General features: G+C 70.2%; 10 protein-coding genes. 3 read left to right on the top strand and 7 right to left on the bottom strand.

Translation table 11 applies throughout. The features are described from left to right. Positions 1-194: 194 nt before the first annotated feature. Genes ACO2SS_RS05720 through ACO2SS_RS05750 form a run of 7 tightly spaced genes read right to left on the bottom strand, consistent with a single transcriptional unit; the run spans position 195 to position 8,754 of the window. Positions 195-2,411: a chemotaxis protein CheA gene (locus tag ACO2SS_RS05720; protein WP_423276628.1), complete on the bottom strand. Its 2,217-nt coding sequence runs from the start codon at positions 2,409-2,411 to the stop codon at positions 195-197. Further along, complete coding sequence (locus ACO2SS_RS05725; RefSeq protein ID WP_423276629.1) at positions 2,408-2,800, bottom strand: response regulator transcription factor; 393 nt, start codon at positions 2,798-2,800, stop codon at positions 2,408-2,410. Before ACO2SS_RS05725 ends, ACO2SS_RS05720 begins: the two co-directional genes overlap by 4 nt. Next, a complete protein-coding gene (locus ACO2SS_RS05730) occupies positions 2,787-3,644 on the bottom strand; it encodes a CheR family methyltransferase (protein ID WP_423276630.1) in 858 nt (285 codons plus the stop codon). The genes ACO2SS_RS05725 and ACO2SS_RS05730 overlap by 14 nt, the downstream gene beginning before the upstream one ends. A 6-nt stretch (positions 3,645-3,650) precedes the next feature. Beyond that, a complete protein-coding gene (locus ACO2SS_RS05735; protein WP_423276631.1) occupies positions 3,651-4,262 on the bottom strand; it encodes a HEAT repeat domain-containing protein in 612 nt (203 codons plus the stop codon). 1 nt (position 4,263) lies between these two features. Then, a complete protein-coding gene (locus ACO2SS_RS05740; protein WP_423276632.1) occupies positions 4,264-5,358 on the bottom strand; it encodes a protein-glutamate methylesterase/protein-glutamine glutaminase in 1,095 nt (364 codons plus the stop codon). Next, on the bottom strand, positions 5,355-6,827 hold the full coding sequence (locus tag ACO2SS_RS05745) for a chemotaxis protein CheW (protein WP_423276633.1): 1,473 nt from the start codon (positions 6,825-6,827) through the stop codon (positions 5,355-5,357). Before ACO2SS_RS05745 ends, ACO2SS_RS05740 begins: the two co-directional genes overlap by 4 nt. Next, the gene (locus tag ACO2SS_RS05750; protein ID WP_423276634.1) at positions 6,820-8,754 is read right to left on the bottom strand and encodes a methyl-accepting chemotaxis protein; all 1,935 of its coding nucleotides are present in this window, start codon (positions 8,752-8,754) and stop codon (positions 6,820-6,822) included. The genes ACO2SS_RS05745 and ACO2SS_RS05750 overlap by 8 nt, the downstream gene beginning before the upstream one ends. Positions 8,755-8,982: 228 nt before the next feature. On the opposite strand from ACO2SS_RS05750, the gene ACO2SS_RS05755 reads away from it, so the two are divergent. The 3 genes from ACO2SS_RS05755 (at position 8,983) to ACO2SS_RS05765 (ending at position 12,400) form a co-directional block, all read left to right on the top strand. After that, positions 8,983-9,843 carry a GGDEF domain-containing protein gene (locus tag ACO2SS_RS05755; RefSeq protein WP_423276635.1) on the top strand — a complete coding sequence of 287 codons (861 nt, stop codon included), beginning with the start codon at positions 8,983-8,985 and terminating at the stop codon, positions 9,841-9,843. A gap of 327 nt (positions 9,844-10,170) precedes the next feature. Further along, positions 10,171-10,941: a CBS domain-containing protein gene (locus tag ACO2SS_RS05760; RefSeq protein WP_423276636.1), complete on the top strand. Its 771-nt coding sequence runs from the start codon at positions 10,171-10,173 to the stop codon at positions 10,939-10,941. Positions 10,942-11,191: 250 nt separating this feature from the next. After that, a complete protein-coding gene (locus tag ACO2SS_RS05765; protein WP_423276637.1) occupies positions 11,192-12,400 on the top strand; it encodes an ABC transporter substrate-binding protein in 1,209 nt (402 codons plus the stop codon). Positions 12,401-12,409 lie beyond the last annotated feature (9 nt).

Consider the following 12,409-nt stretch of genomic DNA (forward strand, 5'->3'; position numbering starts at 1 on the left):
ATCACGGCACGGACCGCTCGTGGCGGGCCTCGCCGCAAGGAGAACCTGCACCAGCGCCGTGTGAAGGCGCGTGCAGCCGGACAGATCGACCACCGATGACGGCTCGGCAAGCAGGAGCGAGAGCAACGTCTCCGCCTCCTCGACCGGACAGGCTCCTTCGAGCGAGATACGCCCCGGTCCCGATCGCCGTACCGTCACTGCAGGATCTCCTCGGGGTCGAGGACCAGGAGAACGCGGCCGTCCCCCAGGACCGTGGTGCCGAAAACGCCCGGAAGGCCCGCGAACACGCCGCCGAGCGGCCGCACGACCGCCTCCATGCGGCCGATCACGCCATCGACGAGCAGCCCGACCGGCTCCCCGCCCGCGCGCACCACGACGAGCTCGAAGTCGCCCCCCTCAGGGGCTTCCCCGTCGGTCCCCATCCGCTCCGGCAGCGAGACGACCGGGATCGTCCGGTCGCGCCAGGCCACCGCGCGAGCCGATTTCACCGGGATGATCCGGGCAGGAGCGACGCGCTGGAACGCGAGCACGTTCTCCATGGGCAGCCCGAAGGTCTCGTGGCCGCACCGGACGGCGAGGAGCGGGGTTAGGGCCATTGTCTGTGGCAGGACGAGCCGGACGGTGGTCCCGCGTCCCAGCGTGCTCTCCACCTCCACGCGACCGCCCAGACGCTGCGCTCCCGCCCGCACGGCGTCCATCCCGACGCCTCGGCCGGACAGGTCCGTGACGGAGGACGCCGTCGAGAAACCCGGGGCGAAAATCAGGTCGATCGCCTCGCTGTCCGTCATGGCGGCGGCCTGTTCGGGGTCTAGAAGCCCCCGCAAGGCGGCCAGCTGCCGGATCACGGCGGGATCGATCCCCCGGCCGTCGTCGCTCACCTCCAGGACGACGCGGTCCCGCAGGGGACGAGCGCTGAGAACGATCCGGCCGCAGGCGGGCTTCCCCGCCTGGACCCGGAGCTCCGGCGCCTCCAGGCCGTGATCGATGGCGTTGCGGAGAACGTGCAGAAGAAGCTCGAACAGCGCCTCCGCCACAGCCCTGTCCGCCTCCGCCTCGCCCCCGGAGGTGATGAAGTCGACTTCCTTGCCGAGCTGCGCGGCCGTCTCGCGGACCGGCCGGCCGAAGCGGCGAAAGACGCCAGCGAGGGGCACGAGGCGCATGCTCATGACGGCGCGGTGGAGTTCGCCCGTGAGGCGCCCGATGTTCGCCTCGTTCTCCCGGAGCGCCCGGAGCATCGTGTCGGCTCCGGCACCCGCCCCGGCCTGCGCGACGACATGTGCGAGCCCGTTGCGCGCGACGGTCAGTTCCGAGACGAGCCCGGCCAGGGTGTCGAGCCGGCCGACATCCACCCGGAGCGTCCGGGCGACGCCTCCCGGCTCCTGGACGGCCGGTGCTTGCGCGGGCTCCACGTCTTCCGGCTCGGACAACGCCGCGTCGATCGCCGCATCGGCCGCCATTCCTTCGGCCCGCGCGGCGCGAAGCCGCTTCGCGCGTCCGCTCAGACCCTCGTGCTCGAGGGCATTCGCCACGGCTGCGAGGACGGAATCTTCCACGCCCTGCCGGAGGGCGCTCGCGTGCGGTGCCGCCAGTACCGCCCGCTGCTCGGCGATCACAGCGGCCGCGAGGGTACCCGGCTCCTTACCTGGTCCGCGCCCGATGCCCGCCTCGACTTCCACGAGTTCGACCTGGTCCGAGACGAGCCGGAAGATCGCGGCAAGATCCTCGCGGCTGCAGCGGGCGAGGATCTCGACCGTGAGATTGCACGCGAAGGGGTCCATTTCGGCGAGCCTGCCCCAGGGCTCGACAGGCAGGACGTCGACCGCGACCGGATCCGGTATGCGGCCCACGATCCCGAGCGGATCATCGCCGTTCAGGAAGCAGTCCCGCGCCGGCGAGTACTTCGCGGCGACCAGACTTGTGGAGCCGTCGGCAGGCTTCCCGAGCGCGGCGGCATGACGGACGAGGAGCGCTTCCGCCCAACCGGGAAGCCCTTCCCCGGCTGCCGCGTCCTTCGCGTCGCTTCGCCCGGACGTGAGCGGTTCGCGGAGGAGCCGCGCGAGGGCCGTCCCGGATTCCTGCGCGTCCGGCGGGAGACCGCCAGTGGTCTCGATCGCGGCGAGCCAGATTTCGACCTGGTCCATCGCCTGGAGGCAGGCCTCGACCAGGTCCTCCGATGCCGAGACCTCCCGGGCCCGGATCGCGGCGAGGAGGTCTTCCGCGGCGTGCATGGCGCCCGTCATGGGCGCGAGATCGAGAATGGCGGCCGAACCCTTCAGCGTGTGGAAGATGCGGAACAGGTTCTCGATGCGCGCGGCATCCTGCGGGTTCCGCTCGAGCGCGAGCAGGTCCTCCCCGGCGCTCTCCAGGAGTTCGCGAGCCTCGGCGAGGAACGGCTCGAGGAGCTCCTTCACGACGGACGCCCCGTCAGGACCGCGGCATGGGCCACGAGGTCGTCCTCCGCGACGGGCTTCACGAGGTAGTAGTTCGCACCGGCCTGCCGGGCCGCCTCCCGGTCCTGCACGCCCGCCTCAGTGGAGATCACGAGCACCGGCACGGCGGCACTGGGTGCAGACCGGGCCCGCAGGTCCGCCAGGAAGGTGAAGCCGTCCATCTTCGGCATGTTCACATCGAGGATGACCAGATCGAATGTCTCCAGAAGCAGCTTTTCGATCCCTTCGAGCCCGTTGAGGGCTTCCTCCACGGCGAAGCCGCTGCCTTCCAGGGCCGCGCGATAATAGCGCCGGACGAGATTGGAATCGTCCACCACCAGGACTTTCCGGGGCCGATCAGCCGTTCCCATGGGGTCGAGGCCTCCGATAGACGATCGCGTCGGTATAGCGGCACGGCTCGAAGAGCGGGGAAATCCGGCTCATCGATTCCGTGTGTCCGAGGCAGACGAACCCACCCGGGTTGAGAGCCTCGTAGATGTTCTCCGCGGCGACGCGCCGGGACGCATCGTCGAAATAGATCAGCACGTTTCGGCAGAACACGATGTCGAAGCGGCCCTGGGCGGCCATGGCCCTCGAGTCGATCAGGTTCACGGCCTCGAAGCGCACCGAGCCGCGCAAGTCCTTGATGATGCGATGGCGCCCCGGGCCATTCGGTTCGAAATAGCGGTCCAGGAGATCGCGCGACGCGCGCATCAGGGCGCGCTCTCCGTAGATGCCGAGGCGGGCCGCATCGAGCGCGCGCGTGTCGATGTCCGACCCCACGATCTCGATGTCGAAGCTGTCGACCCTCGGCCAGTGCTCGAGCAGCCAGATCGCGATGGAATAGGGCTCCTCGCCGGTCGCGCAGGGATTCGACCAGATCCGGATCGTCGCGCCAGGCGCCTTCCGGAGCGCCACCTCATCGAGAAGCGATGTCGTCAGGCAGCGAAGCTGGTCGTCTTCGCGAAAGAAATAGGTTTCGTTGATCGTGAAGGCGTTGATGAGGTGCTCGACCTCCTCCGGCCGTGTTCTCAGGAGGGCGAAATATTCCGCGAACGTGCCGCATCCGGTGCTGCCGAACCGGTCCGCGAGGCGGCGCTCCACGAAGTAGCGCTTCGCCTCCGTGAAGACGATCCCGGTACGCCGGTAGAAGAACTCGCGGAAGCGCCGAAACTCTTCCTCCGAGACCAGCAGAGGACCGGGCGGGGCCGACATCCCGGCCTACTCGGGAGAGCGGGCGAGCCGCTTCAGCGCGATGTCGACCGCGAAGGGTAGGAAGGCTTCGTTCGCGAAGCGTCGCCGCGCGATCTGCAGCGCATCGACGGCATCGGCCGTCCCGATCTCGGCGAGGACCTCGATCATGGCGGCCGCCACGTTCGGGTGCTGCTCGCCCGCGAGCGCGTCGGCGATCAACGTGCTTCCCTCTTCGAACGGCATCCCGCGAGCGAGTTCGGCCGAAAGGAGCCGCACGTCGGGATCGGGATCGGCGAGGAGGTCCGGCATGCTCGGCAGCACCGCCTCAGGCATGCTCTGCAACGCCTCGATGACGAGCGTACGGAGGGCAGCGTCCTCGGACCGGAGATGTGGGAGCAGCACGCCCGCCGCGTCGCCGCCGATCCGCATCAGGGCCGTGGCGAGCGCCTCCCGCACGCGCGGGTCGGTTTCGGCATCCAGGGCTCGGCCGAGCACCCCGATGGCGGAGGGATCCGTGCCAAGGCTCCGGGCGGCGCTCCAGCGGACCTCCGGATCCGGGCTCGACAGGGCGGCGCCGGCATCGGCCGGTTCAGTGGCTTTCGGTTCTGCCGCCCCGGAGGGCCGCCGGACGAGCGGCATGTCAGCCCACCAGGGCGAGCAGGCGCTGCGGGATCAGGTGGACCGGCTCCACGAAATCGGCTCCCCCGGCTTTGACGAGTTCTCCCGGCATGCCCCACACCACGGCCGTTTCCTCCGCTTCGGCGATGGTCCGACCGCCACCCTGGTGAAGACGGGTCATCGCCTCGGCGCCGTCCCGTCCCATGCCGGTCATCAGAACGCCGACGAGCCCCGCCGGGTCCATGAACTCGAGCGCGCTCGCCACCATGCGGTCCACGCTCGGATGCCAGAGATAGGCCGGGCTGGCGGGGGCGGTCAGCACGAAGGGCTCGCCGGCCCGCGAGGACAGAAGCGTGTCGGCGTCGCCCCGAGCGATGAAGACATGGCCCGGCTCCAGCGGCATCGGCCGGGTGACTTCGACGACGGAGAGCGCGCAGAGGCCGTCCAGCCGCCGGGCGAGCGCGGCCGTGAAACTCGAGGGCATGTGCTGGGCCACGACGACGGGCAGGGGGAAATCCGCCGGCAGTTGCGACAGGAGCGTATCGAGGGCGGGCGGGCCTCCGGTGGAGCACCCGACGAGCACCGCGCCACGTTCCAGTCGCGGCCGGATAGGCCGGCTGGCGGCCGGAGAGCGTCCAGCCGCTATGCGCGGCTCCGGTGCCCTGCTCTCGAAGGCCCGGACGCGGGCGCGCACGCGCTCGGCGAGCCGGAGGCTTTTGCGGATCGGCGTCTCGGCCGCGAGGCGGACCTTCTGGACGATGACGGGCGCGATGCGGTCGATCTCCAGCGAGATCGCGCCCGACGGCTTCGGGACGAAATCGACCGCGCCCAGGTCGAGCGCCCGCAAGGTGGCGTCCGCACCCAGGGCCGTGAGGGACGAGACCATCACGACGGGGCAGGGGCGCTCCGCCATGATGCGGTCGAGGCAGGTCAGGCCGTCCATCTCGGGCATGTGGACGTCGAGCGTCACGACATCCGGCTCGACCTTGGGCAGGAGCTCGAGCGCCTCCCTGCCGTTCCGGGCGAAGGACACGCTGAAATCCGGCTCGGAGGCGAAGATGCCGCCGAGCAGCTTTCGGACGAGCGCGGAATCGTCGACGACGAGGAGCTTGATCACGCGGCAGGACGCGCCTTGTCGCGGCCCAGCGCGGCAAGGAGGCGTCTCTCGGTCGTGTCCAGCAGCGCCTTGGGGTCCAGCAGGAGGACGAGGGTATCGTCCTCCAGGGAGGCGACGCGGGGCACGATCCGCGCCTGATCCTCGTCCATCTCGGGCGCCGCCAGGATGGCCGAAGCCGGGAGGCGCCGCACATCCGTGACCCGGTCGACGATGAACCCGGCGCGCGTGCCCTCGAACGAGAGGACGATGATCCGCCGCCCCGGCATTTCCTCGGCGGGCTCGAGGTCGAATCGCCTGCGCTGGTCGATGACGGGCAAGGCCGTCCCGCGCAGGTTCATGACGCCTTCCACGAACGCGGGAGCCTTCGGCAGGCGCGTCAGGGTCTCCGGGACCCGGACCACCTCCTCGACGGCCTCGACCGGGAGGCCGAACAGGTCCTCCGCGACCCGGAACAGCACGAATTGTCCGCCGTCCATCCTGTCCGCCGCGACTTCCGCCGCGGCCCTCTGCTCTCCCGCATCGCTCGCGATCCGACGCATGACGGCCTCGTTGAACAGCCCTTCGGTGGCGAGAACGGAGATCAGGCGCCTGCCGCCATCGAGCCGGCAGATGGCCTGGATCTCGGCGCCGTCTCCCCGCAGCAATGCCGGCACGCGGTCCACGGCATGCTCCTCGATCCTGAGAATCGCGCTCATGCGGTCGACCACGAGGCCCGCTCGCGTGCCGCCGATACGGGCGACCACGATCTTCGATTCCGGGCCCGGCTTCCTGGGCTCGACCCCGAGGAGGCGAGCGGTCGATACGACCGCGAGCAGCCCCTGGCGGACCGGGACCACCCCGACGACATGATCGTCGGAGCGCGGCACGATCGCGAGATCCGCCGGCAGGGCAATGACTTCCTCCACGCGCTCCAGCGGCAGGCCGTAATCCTGGCCGGAGACCTCGAAGGTGACGAGCCCGACCCGGTTCGCGGCGGGCGCGCTCGCGCCCTTGTCCTCGGCCGACGGCGGCGGGACCCGTCCCGACCGGCGGCGAAAGCCCGGGAACAGTTCGGCAAGCAGCCGGTCGAGCGCCACGACGTGGGCGGCGGCTCCGTTCTCCAGACGGACCAGGCCCTCCGAATAGCTGTCCTGGCTGCCGGATGCGGCCTTGCCGCCACCCCCGGACGCGAAGCCGACGACGCCTTCCGCGAGCAGGCCCATCGGCGTCCCCGCCTCGACCACGAGCAGGCGCGCGGCCCCCGTCGTGGAGGCGGGCCTGCCTCCGCCCGCGATATCGACGACCGGCAGCACGGCGCCGCGGCAATTGGCGAGCCCGAGAAGCGCTGGCGGCGCCTGCGGCACGCGCTGGAGCTTCGGGACGCGCAGGATCTCGCGGATGCGACCTGCGGGTAGGGCGAGCGACCGGCCGCCCACCGAGAAGACGAGGAAGCGCTCGCCCTGTCCGGCGTCTCCGGCGCGGTCAGCCATCGGCGGACTGGAACTCGTCCGCCAGCGACGCGATCTCCTCGATGGCGGCGGCGAGATCCTCCGCCCCGCGGGCTTGCTGGCGCGCGGCGCTGGCGGCTTCCGAGGCGCTCCGTGCGGCCTCCTCGGCAGCGGCCGCGATCTGCTCGGCCCCCTTCAGCGCCTCCCGCGCGGCAGCCAGGATCCGGTCCGCGCCCTCGGACACCTCGGTGCTTCCGGTCCGAAGCTCGGCCACATGGGTGCCGATCGTGTCGAGGCTGGAAACGAGCGAGCCGCTCTTCTGCCTTTCGGCCCGCGCGCCGGCGAGCACCACTTCCAGGTCGCGGCGCACGGCGGCGATCTGGTCCTGGATGGACCGGACGGTGTCCTTGATGCTGTCGGCGCTGTCGGCCGAACTCCGGGCGAGTTCGCGGATATCGGCCGAAACCTGGGCGAAGCCCCGCCCAGCCTCGCCGGCCCGCGCGGCTTCCACCGAGCCGCTGACGGCCAGCATCGTCGTCTGCACGGCGACGAGCGCGATCCGGTCGACGATCTTGTCGATGCGCCGCACGCGCAGGGCGAGCGCGGCGACGCGCGTCAGGGAGGCCTCGCTCGTCGTCGCGCTCTCCTCGAGGCCGGCCAGGAGGCCGCTCAGGCCGTCGCGTGCCTCGACGAGGACCTGGCCCAGCCCATCCACCCGCTCGAGCGCGGATCGGGCGCTGGCCGAGGCGAGCGTCGCGGTACGCTCGATCTGCCCCATGGCGGCACTCGCCTGCTGGGCGGCGGAGCTCTGGGACTCGGTCCCCCGCGTGATCTGCTCGACGGCCGCCAGGATCTGGCCCGCCGCCCCGGACAGCTCCTGGATCGTGGCCGACAGCTCCTCGGCCGCGGAGGCGATCTCCTCCGCGCCCTCGGCACTGCCTTGCCCGGTCCGAAGGTGGTCCGCGATCCCGGCGAGAGACTGTGCGGCGCGCTGGCTCTGGTCGAGGGAGGAGCTCTGCTGGGAGACGGCCTGCAGCGCCTCGGCGGCGGCGGCCGACTGCTCCTCGGCCGCGCTCGCAACCTGTTCCGAGCCGACCTGCGCCTCCCGGGCGGCTCCTTCCGCCTCCGCGGCGGCGAGCATGATCGCCTGGGCACCCTCGGCGACGCCTGCCATCCGGATGCGCGCCTGCGTCAGGGTCTCGGCGACCTCGCTGCCGGCCTCGGCCTCGCGCTTGGCCGCGGCGGCGCCATCCCGGATCGTGCCCGCGATGCCGCGGATCTCGGTCGCGACCTCCTCCGCCAGCGTGGCGATCTCGGCCGCGCTCCGCTCGGCCGTCTCGGCCAGCGCGCGAACTTCCTCCGCCACGACCGAGAAGCCGCGCCCGTGCTCGCCGGCCCGCGCGGCCTCGATGGCGGCGTTCAGGGCCAGGAGGTTGGTCTGGTCGGCCGTATAGCTGACGCTCCCGGTGATCTCGCCGATGCTGGCGGCCTGCCGTTCGAGCTCGTCGATCACGGTGACGGACGCGTCCTGGCGTTCCGCGTTCGCGACGATCGCCGTCGCGGAGGCCGTGATCTGGCTGGCGACCGCAGCGAGGAGCTGCTGGACGAGGCCGGTCTTCTCCCCGGAGGCCTGAGCGCGCGACCTCGCCTGTCCAAGGGTCGCCGCGATCGTCGTGACGGCCGTCAGCGATTGCTGCGAAGCGCCCGCCGCTTCCTCGGCTCCGGCCGCGATCTGCTCCATGGAGCGCCGCAGCTCCTCGGCCGCGGCCGCCGCTTCCGTGATCCCGGCCGCAAGTTCCTCGGTCGCGGCGGAGATGCGCTCTGTCGCCTGCTGCTCGCGCGTCCGCCCAGTGCCGCGCCCGCCCCGCGCGGCAGGCGCCGGGGTGGCCGCCTTGGGCGGCGCCTGGCCCTCCTGGTCGTCCGTCCGCGGATCCGGAGCCCTCAAGCTCGACCGCTTAACCAGCGCCATTTAGACTCTCTTCTCGCGGGATCTGCAGGGGCCGGATCCTGCTCGACTTCTCGCCGGCCGGTCGAGCTTGGTCAAGCCGGCCGCTCCGCGACTGGCGAATCGAAGATGATGACATCCGGGTGCTGCCACCCGACGCAAGAAGATGTCGGTCATCGCATCCACGAAGGCTTCATGTTCGTGGGCTAGCATCTTTCGCCAGCCATCCCGGTCACGCTGGATAGTCCGAAGTTGCTCCCTCCTGATTCCCGCCGCGAAGGCCGGGCGGCTTTCCTCAATGGTCTCGCCCTACGGGCGCGGGCGAATATTCGCAGCGACAAGGACCTGCGCCGGTATGTCTTCCGGACGAGCCTCGTCTGCGTGGCGGTGGCCCTCGCCGTCGACGTCCTGAGCCAGCTCGTCTTCTTCCAGAGCTGGGAGGTGGCCTTTCGCTCCTGGGCGATCACGATCGTGGTCGCCGTCGGGATCGCCGTGCCGGTGCTTTCCATCATCGCCCGGGCCTATCTCGAACTCTACCGGGCCAAGGCCGCCGTCGACGAGCTCAGCCGGACCGACCCGCTCACCGGCCTCCTAAACCGGCGCGCATTGTTCGAGGAGGAGGCCGGCGCACCGGCGATCATTGCGCTCGTCATCATCGACATCGACCGCTTCAAGCGCATCAACGACCGGCACGGTCACCTCATCGGAGACGAGGTGATCCGGATGGTCGCGCATATTCTGGAGCGGACGCTCGGCGATCTGGGAAAGGTCGGTCGCCTCGGCGGAGAGGAGTTCGCAGTGCTGGCCTCCGCCGGGAAGGAGCTGCAGCTCGTGGAGCGCCTCGAGCGTTTCCGAGCACAGGTCGCCGAAACCGCGATGGTCTGCAGCGGCGAGCGCGTCTACGTCACGATCTCCGCCGGGTTCGCGACGCGCGCAGCCGGCCAGAGCTTCGACGAACTCTATGCGGCGGCCGACCGGGCGCTCTATGCGGCCAAGGCCGCGGGGCGGAACCGGGTGCTCGCGGCGGAAGACGCTCCAGACCCTCTTCCGCCTTCGGCCCATCACGGCTGGGACGTCCGCGCCTCCAGGAGCCGGGGAGGCCGCGGCGGCTGAGAATCGGGATCGGTTCGCGCAAAGTGGCGGTCCGGCGAACTTCGTGCTGGGGCAAGTCGTTCTGCGAATGAGGCCGATCGGCCCCCGGATTGAGGGAGATCAACGCCGCGAAGGTCCCGTCCCGGCATCGTCCGCTCGCTAGAGGAGCGGCGGGCATGCCGATGGAAGGCATCGTGGTTGTGACAGGTGTCGTGCTGATCTTTGCCACGTTCGGTGCGACACTGTTCTTCGGGCCGCGCTACGCTCGCGGCGCGCATTGAGGTTCACGCTGACACCGTCGCCGGCGCGGCCGGCGACACGCCCGTTCGACCCAGCAGGGAGAGTGCGATGACGGCGCCGAAGACGGCCATCAAGGCGAGGGACATCATGACCCCCCGGGTGGTTACGATCCGCTCGGACGCGAGTGTCGATGACGCCGTCGCGCTCATGGTGGAGCGGCATATCAGCGGCCTTCCGGTCGTCGATGCCGAGGGTAAGCTGGTCGGGATGATCACGGAGGGCGACCTCCTGCAGCGCAGCGAGATCGGTACCGAGCGTCGCCGGCCGCACTGGCTGCAGATGCTGTTCAGCCCCGGTCGCCTCGCGGACGATTATACCCAGGCCCGCGGCCGCAAGGTGAACCAGGTCATGACCCAGGAGGTCGTCAGCGCGACCGAGGACACGCCGCTGGAAACAATCGTGGCGCTGATGAGCCGCAAGGGCATCAAGCGCGTGCCGATCGTGATGAACGAGGGGCCGATCGGCATGGTGAGCCGTGCCGATGTCCTGCGCGCCCTCGCGCACGCTTTCGCGACCGGCGCGCCGGCCGGTCCGCGGACGGACGAGCAGATCCTGGCCGATATCGAGGCGGAGTTCGCCCGTTCCGGCTGTATTCCGACGGCGCTCATCGATGTGAGCGTCACCGACGGCGTGGTGGCACTGCGCGGCGCCGTCACCGACGATCGCGAGCGCGTCGCCGCGAAAGTCGCCGTCGAGAACGTGCCCGGCGTGAAGGCCGTGCGCGACCATCTGGCCTGGGTCGAGCCCATGTCGGGAACCGTGATCCCGTCGGCGGAGGACGAGGCGGCCGCGAAGGCCGAGGGGCCGCGGGCCGCCTAGCCCGCTTTCCTGCCGAGGATCGTGTGGGGAGCCGAGTGGGGGTGGCCGCCTCGGTGCTTCCGCTCCATTCGATTGGACGGCGCGGCCGGGACGCCGCGACGCGGCTGAAGGGCGCGGCCGTTCCTCCTGCTACAGCGATGTGAGTTTAGCGCACGTTGCCATTCCTGATCCGAACTTGATCGCATCGACCCCGCGAGGGATGAGCCCCGGAGAGGCTGAGGCTGCGCGCCCGCCTGCACGGGAGGAATGGATGAAGGCGGCCCTACTTGCCGGTGTGATGGCAGCTTGCTTGTCGGCGCTCCCGGCAGCAGCCCAGATCTCCGACAACGTCGTGAAGGTCGGCGTGCTGACCGATATGGGCGGCCCCTATGCCGACAATGTCGGCGCGGGAGCCGTGCTGGCCGCGCAGATGGCCGCGGAAGATTTCGGCGGCACCGTCAACGGCGCGAAGATCGAGATCATCTCGGCCGACCACCAGAACAAGTCGGATGTCGGCTCGAGCCTTGCCCGCAAGTGGTACGACACCGAGCAGGTGGATACGATCACGGAGGTCGTCTCCTCGGCCGTCGCGCTCTCGGTCCAGCAGATCTCCCGCGAGAAGAACAAGCTCTTCCTCGCCACGGGTCCCGGCACGCCCGACCTGACGGGAAAGGCCTGTTCGCCGAACGGGCTGCACTGGGCCTATGACAACTATGCGTACGCCAACGTCGTCGCCGGCGCGGTCGTCCGCCGCGGGCAGAAGGACTGGTTCTTCCTCACGGCGGATTACAGCTTCGGCCACGCGCTCGAGGAGCAGGCCGCGCGGGTCGTGAAGAGCAATGGCGGAACCGTGAAGGGTTCGGCCCGCCACCCGCTCGGATCGGCCGATTTCTCCTCGTTCCTGCTGCAGGCGCAGTCGTCGGGAGCCGGCGTCGTCGGGCTCGCCAATGCCGGCACTGACATGATCAACGCGATCAAGCAGGCTTCCGAGTTCGGATTGCCGCAGAGCGGCGTCAACATGGCCGCCCTGCTCGTGAACCTTCCGGACATCAACGCACTCGGCCTCGAGAACGCCAAGGGGCTCCTGCTGGCGGACAGCTTCTACTGGGACATGAACGACGAGACCCGCGCCTGGTCGAAGCGCTTCATGGCCCGCTTCAACGGCAAGGCGCCGGGCAGCCTCCAGGCCGCCGTCTACGGGGCTGTGACCCACTACCTGAAGGCCGTGAAGGCGGCGAATTCCGACGATCCCAAGGTCGTGATGGCCGAGATGCGGAAGCAGCCGATCAACGACTTCTATACGAAGAACGCGACCCTCCGCGAGGATGGCCGGGTCGTCCGCGACATGTACCTGCTGCAGGTGAAGACCCCGGACGAGTCCAAGGGACCGTGGGACTTCTACAAGGTCGTTGCGACGGTTCCGGGCGAGCAGGCGTTCCGGCCGATGGCCGAGGGCGGCTGCGCCCTGGTCGCCAAGTAACGCGCCGCA

Origin of the sequence: Enterovirga sp. CN4-39, assembly GCF_049446235.1 — a bacterium.
GTDB lineage: Bacteria > Pseudomonadota > Alphaproteobacteria > Rhizobiales > Beijerinckiaceae > Enterovirga.